The sequence below is a fragment of the Janthinobacterium sp. TB1-E2 genome (assembly GCF_036885605.1).
In the GTDB taxonomy this organism is placed as follows: Bacteria; Pseudomonadota; Gammaproteobacteria; order Burkholderiales; family Burkholderiaceae_D; genus Janthinobacterium; species Janthinobacterium aestuarii.
This window is the reverse complement of the sequence record NZ_CP142523.1, coordinates 2,146,748-2,165,302: the sequence shown is the minus strand read 5'-3', so window position 1 is coordinate 2,165,302 and position 18,555 is coordinate 2,146,748. Positions and strand designations below refer to the sequence as shown.

At 62.6% G+C, this 18,555-nt stretch carries 18 protein-coding genes; 13 read left to right on the top strand and 5 right to left on the bottom strand.

All coding sequences use genetic code 11. From position 1 onward, the window contains the following. Positions 1-405, bottom strand: a complete 405-nt coding sequence (locus OPV09_RS09780; protein ID WP_051992010.1) for a DUF4398 domain-containing protein — start codon at positions 403-405, stop codon at positions 1-3. 256 nt (positions 406-661) lie between these two features. On the opposite strand from OPV09_RS09780, the gene OPV09_RS09775 reads away from it, so the two are divergent. Together OPV09_RS09775 and OPV09_RS09770 are read left to right on the top strand one after the other, a co-directional pair. Next, entirely contained in the window at positions 662-2,698 is a 2,037-nt protein-coding gene (locus OPV09_RS09775; RefSeq protein ID WP_338681448.1) for an AsmA family protein, read from the top strand. Between the two features lie 169 nt (positions 2,699-2,867). Then, positions 2,868-3,086: a glycine zipper 2TM domain-containing protein gene (locus tag OPV09_RS09770; RefSeq protein WP_034758955.1), complete on the top strand. Its 219-nt coding sequence runs from the start codon at positions 2,868-2,870 to the stop codon at positions 3,084-3,086. Between the two features lie 85 nt (positions 3,087-3,171). Here the strand turns inward: OPV09_RS09770 and OPV09_RS09765 are convergent, their stop codons facing one another. Continuing rightward, positions 3,172-3,948 (bottom strand): Crp/Fnr family transcriptional regulator, encoded by a 777-nt coding sequence (locus tag OPV09_RS09765; RefSeq protein ID WP_081368341.1) that lies wholly within the window; start codon positions 3,946-3,948, stop codon positions 3,172-3,174. Positions 3,949-4,122: 174 nt separating this feature from the next. On the opposite strand from OPV09_RS09765, the gene OPV09_RS09760 reads away from it, so the two are divergent. From OPV09_RS09760 to OPV09_RS09745, 4 genes are all read left to right on the top strand, one after another. After that, positions 4,123-4,794, top strand: a complete 672-nt coding sequence (locus OPV09_RS09760) for a glycine zipper 2TM domain-containing protein (protein WP_338681445.1) — start codon at positions 4,123-4,125, stop codon at positions 4,792-4,794. A 165-nt stretch (positions 4,795-4,959) separates the two neighbouring features. Continuing rightward, a complete protein-coding gene (locus tag OPV09_RS09755) occupies positions 4,960-5,226 on the top strand; it encodes a hypothetical protein (protein ID WP_070304104.1) in 267 nt (88 codons plus the stop codon). Positions 5,227-5,421: 195 nt separating this feature from the next. After that, positions 5,422-5,568, top strand: coding sequence for a lmo0937 family membrane protein (locus tag OPV09_RS09750; RefSeq protein WP_010396376.1), 147 nt, complete (start codon positions 5,422-5,424; stop codon positions 5,566-5,568). Between the two features lie 211 nt (positions 5,569-5,779). Beyond that, on the top strand, positions 5,780-6,415 hold the full coding sequence (locus OPV09_RS09745; RefSeq protein WP_070304156.1) for an OmpA family protein: 636 nt from the start codon (positions 5,780-5,782) through the stop codon (positions 6,413-6,415). A gap of 70 nt (positions 6,416-6,485) precedes the next feature. Here OPV09_RS09745 and OPV09_RS09740 read toward each other — a convergent pair whose 3' ends face one another. Then, positions 6,486-9,332, bottom strand: coding sequence for a pitrilysin family protein (locus tag OPV09_RS09740; RefSeq protein WP_338681440.1), 2,847 nt, complete (start codon positions 9,330-9,332; stop codon positions 6,486-6,488). A gap of 294 nt (positions 9,333-9,626) precedes the next feature. Between OPV09_RS09740 and OPV09_RS09735 the strand changes: the two genes are divergently transcribed. The 3 genes from OPV09_RS09735 to OPV09_RS09725 all read left to right on the top strand — a co-directional run bounded on the left by OPV09_RS09735 (position 9,627) and on the right by OPV09_RS09725 (position 12,161). Then, on the top strand, positions 9,627-9,884 hold the full coding sequence (locus tag OPV09_RS09735) for a hypothetical protein (protein WP_034758969.1): 258 nt from the start codon (positions 9,627-9,629) through the stop codon (positions 9,882-9,884). Positions 9,885-9,967: 83 nt separating this feature from the next. Further along, positions 9,968-11,515: a TerC family protein gene (locus OPV09_RS09730; protein ID WP_331778819.1), complete on the top strand. Its 1,548-nt coding sequence runs from the start codon at positions 9,968-9,970 to the stop codon at positions 11,513-11,515. A gap of 67 nt (positions 11,516-11,582) precedes the next feature. After that, a complete protein-coding gene (locus tag OPV09_RS09725) occupies positions 11,583-12,161 on the top strand; it encodes a DUF3617 domain-containing protein (RefSeq protein WP_338681439.1) in 579 nt (192 codons plus the stop codon). On the opposite strand, the gene OPV09_RS09720 is transcribed toward OPV09_RS09725, so the two are convergent. Continuing rightward, entirely contained in the window at positions 12,149-13,258 is a 1,110-nt protein-coding gene (locus tag OPV09_RS09720) for a porin (protein ID WP_338681438.1), read from the bottom strand. The genes OPV09_RS09725 and OPV09_RS09720 overlap by 13 nt on opposite strands. A gap of 320 nt (positions 13,259-13,578) precedes the next feature. Between OPV09_RS09720 and OPV09_RS09715 the strand changes: the two genes are divergently transcribed. The 4 genes from OPV09_RS09715 to OPV09_RS09700 all read left to right on the top strand — a co-directional run bounded on the left by OPV09_RS09715 (position 13,579) and on the right by OPV09_RS09700 (position 17,703). After that, the gene (locus OPV09_RS09715; protein WP_338681437.1) at positions 13,579-15,690 is read left to right on the top strand and encodes a site-specific recombinase; all 2,112 of its coding nucleotides are present in this window, start codon (positions 13,579-13,581) and stop codon (positions 15,688-15,690) included. Next, positions 15,687-17,078, top strand: coding sequence for a cardiolipin synthase (gene cls, locus OPV09_RS09710; RefSeq protein WP_338681435.1), 1,392 nt, complete (start codon positions 15,687-15,689; stop codon positions 17,076-17,078). The genes OPV09_RS09715 and cls overlap by 4 nt, the downstream gene beginning before the upstream one ends. Positions 17,079-17,174: 96 nt before the next feature. Further along, positions 17,175-17,420: a type II toxin-antitoxin system ParD family antitoxin gene (locus OPV09_RS09705; RefSeq protein WP_034758982.1), complete on the top strand. Its 246-nt coding sequence runs from the start codon at positions 17,175-17,177 to the stop codon at positions 17,418-17,420. Next, positions 17,413-17,703, top strand: coding sequence for a type II toxin-antitoxin system RelE/ParE family toxin (locus OPV09_RS09700; RefSeq protein ID WP_338681432.1), 291 nt, complete (start codon positions 17,413-17,415; stop codon positions 17,701-17,703). Before OPV09_RS09705 ends, OPV09_RS09700 begins: the two co-directional genes overlap by 8 nt. A 30-nt stretch (positions 17,704-17,733) precedes the next feature. On the opposite strand, the gene OPV09_RS09695 is transcribed toward OPV09_RS09700, so the two are convergent. Beyond that, on the bottom strand, positions 17,734-18,552 hold the full coding sequence (locus OPV09_RS09695; protein WP_070304111.1) for a metallophosphoesterase family protein: 819 nt from the start codon (positions 18,550-18,552) through the stop codon (positions 17,734-17,736). Positions 18,553-18,555: the final 3 nt, after the last annotated feature.

The following is an 18,555-nucleotide window of genomic DNA, read 5'->3' as shown; positions in this document are numbered from 1 at the left end:
TTATTGTTTTGGGGCTTGCTGATTGGCGCGGTCGAGCTCTTCGCGCATGACGCGGATGTTCTCGTTGATCTCGTCGGCGGCGCTGGTGGCCTTGGCCGAGTTGGCCTTGCTTTGCGCCAGCTTGGCATCGGCTTGCGCCTGGTCGGCCAGGTCGCGTGCCGTCTTGTAGTCGCGGTCTTTCAGCGCCTGGTTGGCCATGCGCATTTTTTCGCGGGCCGAACGCATTTCATCGGGCGCCAGATCGGCGGCGCCGGCGCTGGCGGCGTTATCGACGGCGGCGCGCGACACGGCGACGTCGGCCGTGGCTGGCGTTTTCAGACTGGAACAGCCCGTCATCAGCACAACGGCGGTGGCGCAAGCGGCCAAGGCGGCCAACGGGGACATCTTGAAATCTCGGTTTGTCATTTTTCTTCTCCTGGAGAATGTAAGCAGTAAGGTTCATACGTCGGTGCATCTGGAATCAGGAACGGCGTTTGATGTAGACGTTATAGGCTCCGGCTCCCCGCATATCCGTTCGGTGCCGCACATAGGGTAGGAAATCGACAATACTTGCATGGGCAACGTGCGCTAGCGCACGTGCCCGACAGTAAAACCTGAAACAGCCCCGGCCTTAGGACGATTCCTGTAGCATCGCGACTACTTGTCCAGAAAGAATCCGCTCATGCCGCTCTCCCGCCGTCAGAAAATCGCCCTCGCCAGCACCGCCGTGCTCATCGCCGTGCCCGTCACGGCTTCCATCGTCCTGCTGAACATGGACTGGAACCGTGCCAAGCCCTGGCTCAATGCGCGCGCCAGCGAAGCGCTGGGCCGGCCGTTTGCCATCGAGGGCGACCTGGCGCTGACGTGGCAGCAGCCGACGGCTGGAGGGAAACAAGGCTGGCGCGACTATTTGCCATGGCCGCACCTGCAGGCCAAGGATGTGCGCCTGGGCAACCCGAGCACCATGGCTGGGACGGATGACGAAGCGCAGCTGGCCAGCGTCAGCCAGCTGGCGTTCTCGCTCAATCCGCTGGCCCTGCTGGACAAGAAAATCATCATCCCGCAATTGCGCTTCGACACGCCGCAGGTGCGCTTGCTGCGCAACAAGGACGGCAAGAACAACTGGACCTTCGACAAGCAGGAACAGCCGTCGCCGTGGCAGCTGGAATTGCAAAGCGTGGTCTTCAGCAAGGGCACCGTGACCCTGGATGATGGCGTCAGCAAAACGGCCATGCGCGCCGATGTCGACACCATTGCGGGCGACGCGCGCTACGGCATCGCTTGGACGCTGTCCGGCAAATACCGTGGCGAAACCGTCAAGGGCGGCGGCAAGGCGGGCGGCGTACTGTCGCTGCAGCAGCAAGGCACGCCCTTCCCCATCCAGGCCGACATGCGCGCGGGCGGCAACAGCATGGCCATCGAAGGCACGCTCACGCGTCCGGCGAACCTGGCCGCGCTCGACGTGCGCCTGAAGCTGTCCGGCCCCAGCATGGCGCGCCTCTATCCCTTGACGGGCGTGCTGCTGCCGGAAACGCCGCACTTCAGCACGGAAGGCCATTTGACGGGCACCCTGGCGCCGCGCGGCGGCGAGTGGGTATACGACAAGTTCAGCGGCAAGGTAGGGTCAAGCGACATCAGCGGCAAGCTGGCTTTTTCCGCCAGCACGCCGCGCAAGCGCCTGACGGGCGAAGTCCACTCGCGCCTGCTGCAATTTTCCGACCTGGGTCCGCTGGTGGGCGCCGATTCCAGCGCCAGCAAGAAGGAACGGGGCGTGGCCTCGACGCAGCCGGCTGGCCGCGTGCTGCCGGTGGAAACGTTCAAGACGGAGCGCTGGACCAGCCTGGACGCCGACGTGCGCTACACGGCCGACAAGATCACGCGCGACGCCGAGCTGCCGATCAGCAAGCTCGACACGCATGTGGTGCTGACGGATGGCGTGCTGTCCTTGACGCCGCTCAACTTCAACGTGGCGGGCGGCACCCTGACGTCGCAGATCAAGCTCGACGGCAGCGGCAAGGTCATCGCCAACGGCATCGCCGCCGAACTCAAGGCCAGCGCGCGCCATTTGCACATCCAGCAACTGTTCCCCCGCCTGCCTGCCCTGCAGGCCAGCGTGGGCGAAATCAATGGCGACGCTTCGCTGTCGGCCACGGGCAATTCCGTCGCCACCCTGCTGGGCAGCTCGAACGGCGAAGTGCGCGCGCTGATCAACCGGGGCAGCATCAGCAAGCTGCTGCTGGAAGAAATGGGCTTGAATATCGGCAGCGTCGTGCTGGCCAAACTGTCTGGCGACAAGCAGGTCAAGCTGAACTGCATGGCCGCCGATTTCGCCGTCACCAAGGGACTGATGCGCACGCGCCAGTTCATCGTCGACACGGATGACGCCGTCCTGAATATCGACGGCACGGTGAACCTGGCCGATGAACGGCTGGACCTGACCCTGCGGCCGGACAGCAAGGGCTTGCGCGTCTTTTCGCTGCGCTCGCCCCTGTATGTGCATGGCACTTTCAGCAAACCCGACGTGAGCGTCGACAAGGGCGTGCTGGCCCTGCGCGCCGGTGGCGCCCTCGCGCTGGCCGTGGTGGCGCCCGTGGCGGCGCTGCTGCCGCTGGTCAATGCCGGTCCCGTCGAGGATAGCGAATGCGCGGCACTGCTGGCCCAGGCGCGCGTCAAGCCAGTCGCCCCCAAGCCGGGGAAAGCCGTACGCAAGGTGCGCTGAACGGGGTGTGGGTGCCTTTACAATTGTTACACACCTATGTGCGTTGCCGAACAGACCCTGCCTTGTCGCAATCCTATCCTGTGATCGTGCCTGAAACACACGGCGTCACGAAGTCATCCGGCCCATACCATGCCGGCGCCACGAGGTCCGAATTCATAGGAGAACTATCATGCAAATCATTAAAAAAATCGCCGCTACCACTTCCGTTGCTGCCCTTCTGCTGAGCCTGACGGCTTGCGCCAACATGTCCGGTCAGGATAAAAACACGGCCATCGGCGCCGGCGTCGGCGCCGTTGCCGGTTCCGTGCTGACGGGCGGTAGCGCTGTCGGCGCAGTCGGCGGCGCCGCTGTCGGCGGCGTGATCGGTAACCAGGTCAAGCCGAAGTAATCGATGATGAAAAAAGCGGGGTGGGTGCGCAGGCGCCCGCCCCGCTTTTTTGCGTCTGCGGTATAAGCTTTAAAAAAAACAGGAATCAGACGAAGACGTTGGCCATGCCGATGGTGCCGCTATCCTTGACCAGCTCGTAGCAGCGGCAGGAAACGGCTTCCAGGCCGGCCGAATCGAGGATCTCGATATTGCCGCGGCTGTAAGTGATGAGTTTTTGCTGTTGCAGCGCACTGGCCGCCTTGGTCACACCGACCCGCCGCACACCGAGGGTATGGGCGAGGAATTCATGCGTGAGGTGAAATTTTTCGGACTGCAGGCGGTCGCGCGTGATCAGCAGCGAACGGGCCAGGCGCGCCTCGAGCACGTGGAAGCGGCTGCACACGGCAATCTGGATGGCTTGTGCCAGCAGGGTGTCCGTGTAGCGGTACAGCAAACGCTGCAGGGACTCGAGCTGGGCGAACTCGGCGCAGAAATCGGCCCGCGCGATGCGGCTGGCCGTGCCGGAACGTTGCACGACTGCGCGCACTTGCGCCAGGTCATGACCGAGCGCGACGGAAGCGCCCAGGACGCCTTCGCGGCCGACGGAGCCCACTTCCAGGGTCATGCGGCCTTCCGCCACGGCCAGCAGCGAGATCAGACAGTCGCCGGGGAAATAGATGTGGGCGATAGGCTGGCCAGGTTCGTACAGCACCTCGCCCACCTCGACGGTGACGGTATCGAACAGCGCCGTCAGGTGCCGCAAGTCGTGCTCGGGCAGGCTGGCCAGCAAGCGGTTACCGGCGTCAGGCGCGCCCATGGGCGACCCCAGGCCGGATCGGCCTGTATCGCGGGACAGGGTCGTGCTGGCGTTCGTTAGTGGCATTGCTTTTCCTTGGTGTCGTTACAACTCGACATAATTTTTACCTAGCCTACGGTGCGGTACCGTCCCTGTATGTACGGTGACGCACGGAAGCGGGGCAAGCGGTACAGCACACTGGCCGCATGCACGGATAACACGCACTACCCATTTAATTATTTTAAAAACAAGGAGCCTTCCATGACCACCACCACCAAATCCCTCCATCCGCTGGTGCTTGCCGCCGCCGTCGCCGTCCTGCTGTTTTGCGGCGTCGGCACGGCGGCCCTGATGGGCTGGCTGCCTTCGTCCCAGGGCGATAGCCAGCCGCTGGCAGCGAGCACCTCGGCCGAGCAGATGGCCAGCCTGCAGGCGAACCAGCCGCCAGCGAACCTGCAGCCTGCCGGCGCGCAGCCGCTGGCCGCCCTGCCGCCACAGCAGCAGCAACAGCAACAGCAACAGCAGCAACCGGTGCGCCAGCCACAGCCCCAGCCGCAACCACAGCAACAATACGCAGCAGCCCCGGCGCCGCAAGTGTGCAGCAATTGCGGCGTGATCGAAGCCATCCATGAAGTCAATACGCGCGCCGAAGGCAGCGGCGTCGGCGCGGCCGGCGGCGCCGTCGTCGGCGGCTTGCTGGGCAACCAGGTAGGCGGCGGTCATGGCAAGCAACTGGCTACCGTGCTGGGTGCCGTTGGCGGCGCCGTGGCCGGCAACCAGATCGAAGGCAGCGTGCGCGCCACGCGCAGCTACAACATCGTCGTGCGCCTCGATAACGGCAAGACGCGCACCGTGCACCAGAGCGCCGCGCCGAACTGGCGCCAGGGCGACCGCGTGCGCATCGTCAACGGCGGCTTGCGCGCCATGGGCTAAGCGAACCGCGGCGGCGCCGCTGCCGCGATTAGTTGCAAATTCAACACACGCCCGGCCTGTCCGGGCGTTTTCTTTTTGATAATGTTCGTTGGCGTACAGATGAGCTTGCCGTCCCGCGAGATGATGCACTCAAGAAAGTTCAACGGATGTCTTCAAGGAGATGCGATGGAAAACGACAAGACAGGCAGTCGCCGGATCTGGCTCGGCTTTATCGGGGGCGGCGCATTGGCCACCGCGCTCGGCTTCTGCGCGCTGGACCTGGCGCCCGTGCAAGCGAGCGCGCCCGTGTTTGGCGTGATGCTGTTGCTGACGGGCGGCATGGTCAGCTGCCTGGCCGGCGCCATCGGCCTGGCCGGCATGCTGGCCTGGATACCGGGCATGGATGGCGAACAGGAACGGCCGCCGCTGCGCGAGCGGAATCTGGCCAAATAAGCTGGCTAAATCAGGAATAAGTTGGGTAAATAAGGCTTGTGTACGGCACCGTACAGAAAATTTCAGAAACAAAGTAGACAATAAGTCATGGCATCAGCGCTCAGCGACCCAGTCGCCGCGCAATGACAAAAACCGATGACAGCGCACGGCCAAGGCAGCCGCCGTCATCCACACATTACTCTCGGAGGACACATCATGCTGTATACAATCGCCGTCGTACTCATTATTCTTTGGCTGCTGGGCCTGGTAACTTCCTATACCATTGGCGGCTTCATTCACATTCTGCTGGTGGTCGCCGTGATCATGGTGCTGCTGCGTTTGATCAGCGGGCGCGGTTTATAGAGGCCAGCGCACTGGCCAGACAGGGCGGCGCGCGTGCAAACGGCGCCGCCTTTTTGCCGCCTTTTGCATACAGTGCGTGCGCACTGGCACGCCGCGGCATTTTGCAGTAACGTGTGCAGGTAATTCCTGGGTATGTCCCAATAACAAAACAAGGAGAAAATCCATGAAAGAAACATTCAAAAAAGGCCCTGGCGCCAAATCCCTGATCGGCATGCTGGTGATCGCATTGGCCGCCACCGGCTGTGCGGACATGTCCTCGACGCAGCGTGGCACGGCCACGGGCGCCGGCATCGGCGCGGGCCTGGGCGCCTTGATCGGCGGCACCACCGGTGGCGGCAGCAGCGGCCGCACGGCCGGCGGCGCCCTGATCGGTGCCGCAGCTGGCGCCGTGGTCGGCAATATCTGGTCGAACCGCATGGAAAACCAGAAGCGCGCGATGGAACAAGCGACACAGGGTACTGGTGTGCAAGTGTCGCAAACGGCCGATAACCGCCTGAAAATGGAAATCCCGAGCGACATTTCCTTCGATACCAACCGCGCCGACATCAAGGGCAACTTCCGCCCCATCCTCGACCGCTTCGCCGCCACCCTGAATGAAAACCCGAACACGACGGTCAGCATCATCGGCCACACGGACAGCACGGGCAGCGATTCCATCAATGAGCCGCTGTCGGTGGAACGCGCAGCGCACACGCGCGACTACCTGTCGATGCGCGGCGTCTCGCCGACCCGCGTCGTGACGGAAGGCCGCGGCGCCCGCGAGCCGATCGCCTCGAATGCCGATGCATCGGGACGCGCACGCAATCGCCGCGTGGAAATCTATGTAGCCGAGCTTGCCCCACGCTAAGCTGACACGCATCAATAAAAAACCCGCCGGCAAGGTAACTTGCCGGCGGGTTTTTTCCATGTAAAACAGCTTATTTCGACGTCGTTGCCTTGGCGCCGCTTTCACCCTCTTTCGCCACCTTGGCGAAGTCGCCCGCCACCACCACCGAAACGGCCGATGGCTTCAGGTATTCGCGCAGGCCCTGGTTCACTTGTGCCAAGGTCAAGGCGGCCACTTTCGCTTCCAGGTCCTTGTCGTACGCCATCGTGCGGTCCTGCGCCAGGTAGCCAGCCAGTTCGCGCGCCAGGCCCGCGTCCTGCGTGCGGCCCACTTCTTCCGATTGCAGCCAGCCTTTCTTCGCTTCAACCAGTTCGGCTTCCGTGAAGCCGTCGGCCAGCACCTTGGCGATTTCCTCGCGCAGGGCCGCTTCCACCTTGACCGTGTTTTGCGGCGCGCTGATGGCATACGCCATCCAGTAGCCGGCCGGCTCGCGCGACGGAATGCTCACTTGCGAACCGACGCCGTACGACAGGCCTTCCTTCTGGCGGATGCGGTCGGCCAGGCGGCTGCGCAAGGCGCCGCCACCCAGCATGTGATTGGCCATCAGCAAGGCCGGATAGCCGGCGGCATCATCCTTGAGGGGAATCGGCTGGATGGCGAACAGCACGCTGTTGGCCTTGTCCGGCGTTTCCAGCGTGACTTTCTCGCCGCTGACAGGCTTGACGGCGTCAAGAATGCGTACATACGGCTGCTGCGCCTTCCAACTGCCGTACAGGCTGGCCACTTGCGCCTTCAGCGCGGCCGGATCGAAGTCGCCGACAGCGGCAAAGGTGGCGTTCGAGGCGCCATAGTAGGCGCCATGGAAGGCTTTCACATCGGCAACCTTGATGGCTTTCCATTGCGCCAGTTCCGCCGGCAAGGTGGCCACGTGGCGCACATGGCCTTCCGGCGTGGCGTCGAGCAGGCGACGGAAGGCGTTCACGGCCAGCGGCTGCGGTTCAGGCAATTCCTGCTCCGCGCGGCCGACGCGCTCGCGCTGCAATTCCAGGAATTCCGTTTCGCTCAGGGCCGGCTTTTGCAGCACTTGCGCCAGCAGGTCCATGGCGGCCGGCAAGTTCTCGCGCTTGCCCGTCAGCATGGCGGTGACGCCCTCGGCGCCGCCCGAAATCGCCACTTGCGTACCCAACTGGTCGAACTTGTCCTTCACTTCCTGGCGCGACAGTTTATCCGTGCCGCGCGACAGCAGATTGGCCGTGTAGCTGCCCACTTGCCCCTTGCCGCGCAAGCTCTCTTCGCTGCCGATCTGCAATTTCAACACGATGCTGACGGTATTGCCCTTGGTTTTCTTCGGCAGCAAGGCGCCTTTCAAGCCATTCGGCAAGGTGAAGCGCGTGGTGCGCGCTTCGATATTGTCGGGGCTCGGGTCGAACGCTTCGCCCTGCGCCACGACGGCGCGGCCCGTGTAGCCGGCCAGTTGCGGCGCCACGTCGGCATAGGCCGGCACGACGGTGCGGTCCGGCGTATCGGTAGGGATGAAACGGCCCAGGGTGCGGTTCGAGCTCTTCAGGTATTTCTCGGCCGCCGCCCGCACCTGCGCCGTCGTCAGCTTGTCGAGCTGGTCGCGCTGCAGGAAGAACAGACGCCAGTCGCCGGCCGCCAGCGATTCCGTCAGGGCGATCGTCATGCGCGCCGTGTTCGACGTGATCAGTTCGACCTGCTTGTTCAGCTGCTGTTTCACGCGCGCCACTTCCGCGTCCGTGACCGGCTGCGACTTCAAGTCTTCCAGCACTTTCAGCATGGCCGCTTGCGCCGCGTCGAGGTTGCCATCGACAGGCACCAGCGCGCCGAACAGGTTGTAGCCCGGCTCCAGGTTGCTTACCGAGTTGTATTCGATCTTGCTGGCCAGCTTGGTTTCCACCAGCGCCTTGTGCAGGCGGCCGGCCGGTGCATCCGTCAGCACGTGGCCGAGCACCTCGATGGCGACGGCGTCCGGATTGCCGGACGGCGCCACGTGGTAGCCGGCGCCGACGAACTGCGTGCCGCCGCTGCGGCGCACCGTCACGGCGCGCTCGCCATCCTGCACCGGTTCGGCCGTGTAGGTCGGTTCGATCACGCGCGTCGGTTTCGGGATTTTGCCGAACAGTTCATTGATCTGCTTCAAGACCTTCGCCTCATCGAAGCGGCCCGCCACCATCAGCACGGCGTTATCGGGCTGATAATATTTATGGTAAAACGCGCGCAGGCGGGGAATGTTCACCTGCTCGATGTCGGAACGGGCGCCGATGGTCGACTTGCCGTAGTTGTGCCAGTCGTAGGCGATGGCCTGGATGCGCTCGCTCGTCACGCCGATCGGGTCGCTCTCGCCCATCTCGAACTCGTTGCGCACGACCGTCATTTCACCCTTCTGTGTCTTCGGATTCCACAGGTCGTTCTGGTCGATGGCCGCGTTGACCATGCGGTCCGCTTCCATGGCCAGCATCTGGCGCAGATTGTCGTCGTTGGCGGGGAAGGTGGCGTAGTAATTGGTGCGGTCGTACCAGGTGGTGCCGTTGAACTGCGCGCCCGTCGAGTTCAGGATCTCGACCGGGGTTTTCGTGCCCTTCTTGATGCCGAAGTTGGCGCTGGGCTTGAACAGCAAGTGCTCGAGCAAGTGGGCCATGCCCGTTTCGCCATAGTTTTCATGGCGCGAACCGACCAGGTAGACGATGTTGGTGGTCAGGGTCGGCTTGCTGGCATCGGGGAACAGCAGCACGCGCAAGCCATTGGCCAGCCGGTATTCGGTAATGCCTTCGACGGACGTGACCTTGACGGCGGCGGCGCGATTAGGCGCGGCCTTGCCGGTTTTCTGGGTCGGTGCCGCTTCGACGGGGGTGGCGGCCAGGATGAACGACGGCGACAAGATGCCGGCGGCAAGCAGGAGGGCGGTAATTGGTTTCAAGGCAGAGTCCTGGTAACACTACATGATTGGGCAAGGCGCAACAGCAAGCGCCATGGAATACATACTGAGTGCAAGAATGATCACGGAGCTTGCGCTGCGTCTTCGCCACTACGTGAAATTATTGCCATTTCACAATTTACGTCATGCTTGTCACTTGCGCAAGTCCCTGTCATCAAGCTGTTATCTGCCCGTGTTATACTCCACGGTTCCAGAACTATCTGCCTGTATATGAGACGAGCTCTCGTCCTGCTCTGCCTTTTTGTTTTCATCGCTTTGCCCCAGGCGTTCGCCAGCATGGCCTACGCCAGCCCCTCCCCATTCCAGCACCTTGATGTCGCCGGCGTTACCGCCACGCCTGCCGCCGATTGCCACGATGCCGGCCAGCCCGGCGACAGCTGCGACGCCAACGAATGCGACAACGATCCCATCACGCTGTACCCGAGCTCGCGCCAGGCCGTACCGTTTTACGCCATCATTTGGCAAGCGGGACCGGGCGCACTTTCCGAAGCGGACGTGCGACTGGCCACCCGGCCGCCGCGCGTCCGCCACTGAGACGAACACGGCAGCACCCATCACGCCCGGGGCACCAGCCGCCAGGCAAGCTTGATACTTACTGACTTTACAAGGTTACACACATGGAATGGTTATTTGACCCGACAATCTGGGTCGGCCTGCTGACGCTGGTCGTACTGGAAATCGTACTGGGCATCGACAACCTGATTTTCATCGCCATCCTGGCCGAGAAGCTGCCGCCGCACCAGCGCGACAAGGCCAGGGTGCTGGGCCTGACCCTGGCCCTCGTCATGCGCCTGGGCCTGCTCTCGCTGATTTCCTGGCTGGTCACCCTGACGACGCCATTGTTTTCCATATGGACATTCTCGTTCTCGGGGCGCGACCTGATCCTGCTCCTCGGCGGCATGTTCCTGCTGTTCAAGGCCACCAGCGAACTGCACGAACGCCTCGAAGGCGTCACGCACGCCCAGACGGGCCCGAAAGTCTACGCCGGCTTCGGCCTCGTGGTGGCGCAGATCGTCGTGCTCGACGCCGTCTTTTCGCTCGACGCCGTCATCACGGCCGTCGGCATGGTGGAAAACCTGTACGTGATGATGGCGGCCGTCGTCATTTCCATCGTCGTCATGATGCTGGCCTCGAAAGTGCTGACGCGCTTCGTCAACGCCCACCCCACCGTCGTCGTGCTGTGCCTGAGCTTCCTGCTGATGATCGGCCTGTCGCTGGTGGCCGAAGGCCTGGGCTTCCACATTCCGAAAGGCTATCTGTACGCGGCCATCGGCTTTTCCATCGTCATCGAGTTCTTCAACCAGCTGGCGCGCCGCAACTTCCTCAAGCTGCAATCGAACGCCCCGCTGCGCGACCGCACGGCGCAAGCCGTGCTGAGCCTGCTGGGCGGACGCAAGGGCCGCGAAACCGTCGAAGAGCACGAAGTCAAGGAATTGCCCGACGTCTCCGCCTTCGGCGTGGAAGAGCGCAACATGGTCAGCGGCGTGCTGACCCTGGCCGAGCGCTCGATCCGCTCCGTGATGACGCCGCGCGGCGACGTGTCGTGGGTCAACCTGAACGACAGCAGCGACAAGATGCTGCAGCTGCTGCGCGACACGCCGCACAGCATGATTCCTGTCTGCAATGACGACCTCGACAATGTGGTCGGCATCGCGCGCAGCAAGGACCTGATCGAGGACCTGGTGTCGCACGGCAAGATCGACCCGGCCAGCATGCGCGAAGCCGTCGTCGTGCCGGAAGCGGCCGGCGTGCTGAAAGCCATGGAAACGCTGAAGCGCTCGCGCGGCCAGCTGGTGCTGGTGGTCGACGAGTTCGGCACGGTGCAAGGCGTGCTCACGCCGATCGACATCCTCGAAGCCATCGCCGGCGAATTCCCCGACGAGGACGAGCAGCCCGACGTGGAAGTGCTGGGCCCCGGCCACTGGCGCATCGACGGCGCGACGGACCTGCATTACCTGGAGCAAGTGTTCGAGACGGAAACCCTGGTCAGCGAAGACGGCGAATACAACTCGCTGGCCGGCTTCCTGCTGGCGCATTTCGAAAACATGCCGGCCGTGGGCGAAGTGCTGGAACTCGACGATCTGCGCTATGAAATCCTCGAGGCCGACGAGCGCCGCATCGCCAGCGTCGACGTGCGCCGCATCGAGCCTGATCACAGTTTGTAACACAATGGCAAGCGTGCCCCGCTTGCCATGCCGTATGCTGGGGTCTGCCTTTTTTGGAGACGCCAACATGAAACATTCTTTGCTACGCCTGAGTCTGCTGGCTTGCGCCGCCTTGGGCAGCCAGGCCAGCGCCCAGGCCGCCTCGCCCTCCACCACCATCAAGGCGGGCCTGTGGCAAGTCGACAGCAAGATGGCATCGCCCGACGCCGCCACCGACAACGCCATGTCCATGGTGTTGCAGCAGCTGGGCAACCTTCCTCCCGATCAACGCAAGCAGCTGGAAAGCATGGCGGCCAGCCGCGGCATGGCCATGCCCACCGTGGGCGCAGACGGCGCCGTGCGCGTGACGGCGTGCGTGACGCCGGAAATGGCCGCGCGCAAGCAGATTCCCACGGGTCAGCCCGGCGATTGCACCTCGAAGAACAAGGATATCGCGGGCGGCATGCACGTGTCGTTCACGTGCGCGAATCCGAAATCGAGCGGCGAAGGCAAGGTCTTGTTCAGCGGCGAGCAGGCGTTCAACATGCAGCTGGCGGTGACCACCAGCGCGCGCGGCACGCCGGAACAGGTGAATGTAACGAGCAACGGCAAGTGGCTGGGAGCAACGTGCCCTGCGCCATCAAGCGCTGCTGGTCAGAAACCGTGACGGAAGCCCATATTGAAGGCGGCATCGCCGCGGCCCGCATCGCTGGCATTGCCCACCGTGTAGCGGGCGCCATTCTTGTTGTGGATCTTCGCGTAGGACGCGTAGAAATCGCTGCGTTTTGACAGCGAATACGTGAGGCCGACGGCCACCTGCTTGGCATCGCGATCAGCCAGGTCGCGGTCATCCTTGCGCACGTACGAGGCCAGCAGCTTGAAGCCGCCCACGGGCACGGACACGCCCAGCAAGGTGTCGCGGCTGTCCGACGACGACATCGACAGGGCCAGCGAGCTGTAGGCATTGTTCGGGTCCCATGGGGAACTGCCATAGCCCTTGTTCACGCCCACGGCGGCAAAGGCGGTGGCCACTTTCAGGTCGATATTGGCCGCGATCAAGGTGTTGCGGGCCGACATGTCGATGGCGGGCAAGGTGCCGGAAGCGAGGATGAAGTTGTTCTTGCGCTGGTGCGACACGCTGACATTCACGGCGCCGGACGAATAGCCGAGGGTGGCGCCATACGCGCGGTTGTTGGCGCTGCTGTACGGCGATTCGCCGAAACTGTAGATGGCGCTGGCGGTCACGCCGCGCAAGGCGGGAGTGACGTATTTGACGGTATTGTCGTAGCGTTTCACGCTGTAGCCGGCCAGATTGCCGGCGCTGCCGGCCATGCCGCCCTTGAACGGGTCGGCCACGTCGGTCAGGGTCAGGTATTGCAGGTTGTACTGGCGCCCCAGGGTCAGCGCGCCCAGGCGGCTGTCGAGGCCCACGTAGGCCTGGCGGCCGAACAAGCGGCCCTCTTCCGACTGGCCCGTGTCGTTCTGAATGCCCGTTTCCAGGGTAAACACGGCGGAGACGTCGTTGCCCAGCGCTTCGCGGCCCTGCACGCCCAGGCGCGAGCCGGACGCGACGCCGCCGGACACCTTGGCGCCGGCGCAATTGGCGACGCAGCCGCGTTCGGCCACGATGCCCGCGTCGAGCACGCCGTACACGGCAACGTTACTGGATGCGGCACTGCCTGCGCCATCGGCAGCCTGGGCCGTCGCGCCCAGCGCGAAAGGCCCCATCCCTATCACAGCAAGCGCAAAATACGAGGTCTTCATGATAAATATCTCGGTAACGTGAGTTGAAACTTCCCGGTATTGATCAGGACATGCGCTGTGTGTCTGATCTCAGTGTTACCTTATCCCCGCTTTTTGTCCAGCCATCCGTGCGTTGTACAACAGAAACTTCAGCTTAGCCCCAGGAAATGCGTCGTACACTGACAACACGCAAGATTGACCATGATTGGTGGCAATTTGCGGCAAAATGGCGTGAATTGCAGGCCCTGCCGTAAAGCAATGTTCGGTGGCGAACGTTGCGCGATCTGACGCAGGCGGTACACTACTGGTTTTACCGACAGCGGCTCGCCCGTTTTTTCTGCATGCTAGCTATCCTCGAACGCATTGACCCCAACTCCAGCAATATCGACTTGCTGGTGGAATTATTCAACTCACTGCGTCCCAAGCGCTCCCACGACAGCGCTACCGCGATTGCCAACGTGCGCACCCTGCGCCAGCTACTCAAAGGTAACCCCGCGCAAGCGCGCGCCCTGCACGAATACGTGCTGCGCGTGCTGGCCGCGCGCCGCCACGCCAGCCTGTACACCGATATCGGCGTGCTGTCGAACAGCGGTTTTTTCACGGAATTGAAACGCCGCATCGCCTACCGCATGCTGCCGCCCGCCCTCGGCGATGAGTACCTGAACGACGCGCTCGACCAGGTGCTGTACCTGAAGACCGATTATTTGTGGATCAGCAACGTGCCGGCCACGGACTGGCTGGAACTGTTCGACGTGCTGACCAGCGACGATATCGAACTGGCCGTCGGCGATGGCAACATCATGCTGCCCGGCATGCTCGACGCCATCCGCACCCTGTCCTACCGCGTCTGCGCCATGGGGCTGGAACCGGAACTGACGCGTTTCCACAATGAAATCGAAGTGTTCCAGTCGCCGTTTATGGTGCAAAACACGGAAGTGAACGCCTACCTGGACGCCTACACCAGCCTGCTGCACGGCGACATCGAGCACATCGAGGACGCGCGCCATTTGCTGGTGATGCTGGACCAGTGCGACGCCGTCATCGCCAAGATCCGCAAGAAAGCGCTATACCAGGGCACCAGCATTCCCCTCACATATTTATTGGTGGCGCTGGCGCAAAGCATCGAACGCCTGCGCAAACTGCTGTTCCTCGTCGACACGAGCGGCGAGCTGCCCGCATCGAACAACGTGGACATCGCCGCCATCACGGTCGACGCCACGCAGGACTTGTTGCACCCGCAACCCGTCAGCCGCCGCCGCGCGGGCGCCGTCGGGCTGGCACTGGAATTGATCCAGGCGCACAACAACAAGTACAAGGTCAGCGACCTGTTTTCCGACAATATCAACTTGCTTGCACGCAATGTGACGGAAAACGCCAGCCGCACGGGCGAACACTACATCGCGGAAAACCGCCGCGAAATGGGCGCCATGTTCCTCTCGTCCGCGGGCGCCGGCATCATCATCGGCTTCATGGCCCTGTTCAAGATATTGATGTCGTATCTGCGCTCGGCGCCGCTGGTCGAAGCGTTCATGTTCAGCATGAATTACTCGATCGGCTTCATGTTCATCCACTTGCTGCACTTCACGGTGGCCACCAAGCAACCGGCCATGACGGCCTCGCGCATCGCCGCCGGCCTGCACAGCAAGGATGGCCGGAATATCGACCTCGACAGCATGGCCGAACTGATCAACAAGGTCTTCCGCACGCAAAACATGGCCGTGCTGGGCAACCTGGCCACCGCCATTCCCACGGCCTGGCTGATCGCGCTCGGCTACAAGGCGATCACGGGGCACAACCTGGTCACGCCCGAGAAGGCCATGCACTTGCTGCACGATATCGACCCCATCGGCAGCCCCGCCATCTTCTACGCGATGATCGCCGGCGTGTGCCTGTTCGTCGCAGGCCTGATTTCCGGCTACTATGACAACCAGGCCCTGTACACGCGCTGGGCGCAACGCATCGCGCAATTGCGCGGCCTGGGCCGGGTGATCGGCCAGGAGCGCTTGCAACGGCTGGGCCTGTATCTGGAAAACAACCTGGGCGGGCTGATGGGTAACTTCTATTTCGGTATCTTGCTGGGCTCCATCGGCACCCTGGGCTTTTTGATCGGCTTGCCTATCGATATCCGCCACATCACCTTCTCGGCCGCCAACTTCGCCACGGCCCTGGTGGGCCTCGACCACAACATGAGCTGGCAACTGGCCGTCAAGTCGCTGTCGGGCATCTTCGCCATCGGCACGGCCAACCTGCTCGTCAGCTTCGGCCTGGCCCTGTGGGTGGCCCTGCGTTCGCGCCAGGTGCGCTTCAAGCACGGCATGCAATTATTGAAGATTCTGGGCAAGCGCTTCCTGCGCTCGCCCATCGTCTTTTTCTTCGGCTCGAAAAACCCGCCGCCGCTGGCACTGGTCGACGAGTCGGCAAACCTGTCATTGACAAACAAGGCTCAAAAATGACCGCTAGGCGCATGCAACCCTGCCTCACCGCCCTACTGCTATGCTGGACCTTGGCTGCATGCGCCTCGCTGCCCGATGTCAAGAACCTCAACACCACGCTGGAACCGGTGGCCAAGCCCAAGGTGATCACGGGCAAGGGGGCCGTGCTGAACGTCAACAGCCGCGCGGCCCTGCTCAACAAGCGCTGGGCCAAGTCCGGCATGGACTTGAAGACCCAGGCCGCGCTGGAAGAGGCGGCCACGGGTGTACCTTTGATCAAAGGCAACAAGGTGACCCTGCTGTTTGACGGCCCGCAAACCATGGCCGCCATGTTCCAGGCCATCAGCGACGCGAAGACCAGCATCAACCTGGAAACGTATATCTTCGACCAGGATCCGCTGGGCCTCAAATTTGCCGACATGCTGATCGAAAAGCAGCAAGCGGGCGTGACGGTCAACATCATCTACGACAGCGTGGGCACCATCGGCGTGCCGCAAGCGTTCTTTGACCGCATGCGCGCGGCCGGCATCCACCTGGTGGCCTTCAACCCCGTCAACCCAGCCAAGCTCAAGGGCGACGACTGGAAGATCAACAACCGCGACCACCGCAAGGTGCTGATCGTCGATGGCAAGATGGCGTTTACGGGCGGCATCAATATCAGCGATACCTATGCGAAAAGCTCGCTGTTCCGCTCGAAATCGAAACCCACGGACAAGAAGGACGTAGGCTGGCGCGATACCCACGTGAAAGTGGAAGGCCCGGCCGTGGCCGCCTTCCAGTGGCTGTTCATCCGCACCTGGGCCCAGCAAGACCAGGCCGACCTGCCTGACGCCAATTATTTCCCCGTGCTGTCGGAAGTGGGCGACAAGCTGGTGCGCGTTGTGGCCAGCGAGCCCGAGGGCGGCTTTGAAATCTACAAGGCGTATATCCTGGCCATCCAGGAAGCAAAGAAATCGATCCACATCACGTCCGCCTACTTCGTGCCCGACCAGCAGACGGTCGACGCCCTGATCGCGGCGGCCAAGCGGGGCGTGGACGTGACCGTGGTGCTGCCCGGCGTGTCCGACAGCGGCCTCGTGTTCCATGCGGGACACGCGCTGTACGACCAGCTGCTGGCTGGCGGCATCCGCATTTTTCATTTGAAACTGGCCGTGCTGCACGCCAAGACAGCCGTCATCGACGGCGCCTGGTCAACGGTAGGCTCGACGAACATCGACATGCGCAGCTTCCTGCACAACAGCGAACTGAACGTGATCGTGCTCGGCGACAGCTTCGGCCGAGAGATGGAAAACGCCTTCCAGGAAGACTTGCGCGACTCGGAAGAAATCACCAAGGCGAAATGGGAAACGCGGCCGCTCTCCGACCGCATGAAGGAGTGGGCGGCGCGTTTCATGAATTACTGGCTGTAAGCACCGATGGGGCAACTGGATATTTGCATGGATATGCACTATATTGCACCAATAGTATGACAATCGTCGTGCTGCTCATCTCTGGAGTTGACTACCATGGCTACCGTGCGCAAGACCATTACCTTGACGGACCAGCAAGACGACTGGATCAAGGCGCAGATTGATGCGGGGCGCTATACCAACGACAGCGAATACATCCGCGACCTGATCCGGCGCGAACAGGAACGCAGCGCCGAACTCGATGCGATCCGCGCGGCGCTGATGGAAGGAGAGGCAAGCGGCGAACCCCAGCCTTTCGACGCCAAGGCGTTCAAGCAGAGAATGCTGGCGGCGCATGGCTGAATACCGGCTGACGCCTGCCGCCGAGCATGACCTTGAAGCGATCTGGGCTTATACGGTACAGCGCTGGGGCGTACAGCAGGCCAGTCATTATCTTGACAGCATGACGGCGGCCTTTGATGACCTGGCAGGCGCGCCAGGGACCGCGCCGGCATGCGAGCAGATTCGGCCCGGCTACCGGCGCCGCAAAGTCGGACGGCACATGATTTATTTTCGCATCACGAACTATGGCATTGCCATCGTGCGTATTCTGCATGACCGCATGGATGCGGCACGCCATCTTTAATGAAATCACCATCCGACGCGACGCGACGCCTCACAGCGGCCGCAAACTGGCCCACACCCCGCCCTGGCGCTCGAACGCTTCCGTGCTGACTTTTTCAAAGTCGGCGCTGTCTTCATTCCAGCTGTAGCGCTCGACCCTGATACAGCTGTTTTCCACACGCAGCACGTTGAAGGAGTTCGACTCGCCCCTGCCCCGCGTGGATGTGGCCGTACCCGCCTGCACCATCAGGGCCGCGTAGCCGGCGATCTTGTAGCGCTCGGCTGTGTTGCCCGCCACGCTGGCATGCAAATGACCCGCCAGCAATAAATCCACGCCGCATTCGGAAAACATCTGCAAGGCTTGCGGGGCGCGGTCGACCAGGTCGTCTTCATCGAAGTTTTCCGGCAAGTCGAATGGATGGTGGGTGACGATGATGCGCGTCAGGCCGGGCGGCAAACTGCCCAGGCGTTCACGCAGAAAATCGATCTGCTCGTGGCTGATGCGGCCATCCTTGAACGTCAGGGAACGGGCCGTGTTGATGCCCAGCACAGCGATTTCCTCGTCCACATATTCGGGCGACAAATCGTCCGTCACATGGCGCCGGTACTTCACCAGCGGCGTGAGGAAGCGGGAAACGACGTTGTACAGCGGCACATCATGGTTGCCCGGCACCACGATCTGCGGCCCCGGCAAGCTGTCCAGAAATTGCCGCGCTTGCTGGAACTGGGCGCTGCGAGCGCGTTGCGTCAGGTCGCCCGAGACGACGACTACGTCTGGTTCCAGGCGTTCGATCAGCGCGCGCAAGGGCGCCAGCAGGTCCGCATCGACCCTGCCAAAATGCAAGTCGGACAAATGCACGATGGTACGCATGGC

What these genes read in the sequence shown, in the direction of transcription:
- OPV09_RS09780 (WP_051992010.1), bottom strand. Translation starts at nt 405, where the DNA reads ATGACAAACCGAGATTTCAAGATGTCCCCGTTGGCCGCCTTGGCCGCT.
- OPV09_RS09775 (WP_338681448.1), top strand. Translation starts at nt 662, where the DNA reads ATGCCGCTCTCCCGCCGTCAGAAAATCGCCCTCGCCAGCACCGCCGTG.
- OPV09_RS09770 (WP_034758955.1), top strand. Translation starts at nt 2,868, where the DNA reads ATGCAAATCATTAAAAAAATCGCCGCTACCACTTCCGTTGCTGCCCTT.
- OPV09_RS09765 (WP_081368341.1), bottom strand. Translation starts at nt 3,948, where the DNA reads ATGCCACTAACGAACGCCAGCACGACCCTGTCCCGCGATACAGGCCGA.
- OPV09_RS09760 (WP_338681445.1), top strand. Translation starts at nt 4,123, where the DNA reads ATGACCACCACCACCAAATCCCTCCATCCGCTGGTGCTTGCCGCCGCC.
- OPV09_RS09755 (WP_070304104.1), top strand. Translation starts at nt 4,960, where the DNA reads ATGGAAAACGACAAGACAGGCAGTCGCCGGATCTGGCTCGGCTTTATC.
- OPV09_RS09750 (WP_010396376.1), top strand. Translation starts at nt 5,422, where the DNA reads ATGCTGTATACAATCGCCGTCGTACTCATTATTCTTTGGCTGCTGGGC.
- OPV09_RS09745 (WP_070304156.1), top strand. Translation starts at nt 5,780, where the DNA reads ATGCTGGTGATCGCATTGGCCGCCACCGGCTGTGCGGACATGTCCTCG.
- OPV09_RS09735 (WP_034758969.1), top strand. Translation starts at nt 9,627, where the DNA reads ATGGCCTACGCCAGCCCCTCCCCATTCCAGCACCTTGATGTCGCCGGC.
- OPV09_RS09730 (WP_331778819.1), top strand. Translation starts at nt 9,968, where the DNA reads ATGGAATGGTTATTTGACCCGACAATCTGGGTCGGCCTGCTGACGCTG.
- OPV09_RS09725 (WP_338681439.1), top strand. Translation starts at nt 11,583, where the DNA reads ATGAAACATTCTTTGCTACGCCTGAGTCTGCTGGCTTGCGCCGCCTTG.
- OPV09_RS09720 (WP_338681438.1), bottom strand. Translation starts at nt 13,258, where the DNA reads ATGAAGACCTCGTATTTTGCGCTTGCTGTGATAGGGATGGGGCCTTTC.
- OPV09_RS09715 (WP_338681437.1), top strand. Translation starts at nt 13,579, where the DNA reads ATGCTAGCTATCCTCGAACGCATTGACCCCAACTCCAGCAATATCGAC.
- cls (WP_338681435.1), top strand. Translation starts at nt 15,687, where the DNA reads ATGACCGCTAGGCGCATGCAACCCTGCCTCACCGCCCTACTGCTATGC.
- OPV09_RS09705 (WP_034758982.1), top strand. Translation starts at nt 17,175, where the DNA reads ATGGCTACCGTGCGCAAGACCATTACCTTGACGGACCAGCAAGACGAC.
- OPV09_RS09700 (WP_338681432.1), top strand. Translation starts at nt 17,413, where the DNA reads ATGGCTGAATACCGGCTGACGCCTGCCGCCGAGCATGACCTTGAAGCG.
- OPV09_RS09695 (WP_070304111.1), bottom strand. Translation starts at nt 18,552, where the DNA reads ATGCGTACCATCGTGCATTTGTCCGACTTGCATTTTGGCAGGGTCGAT.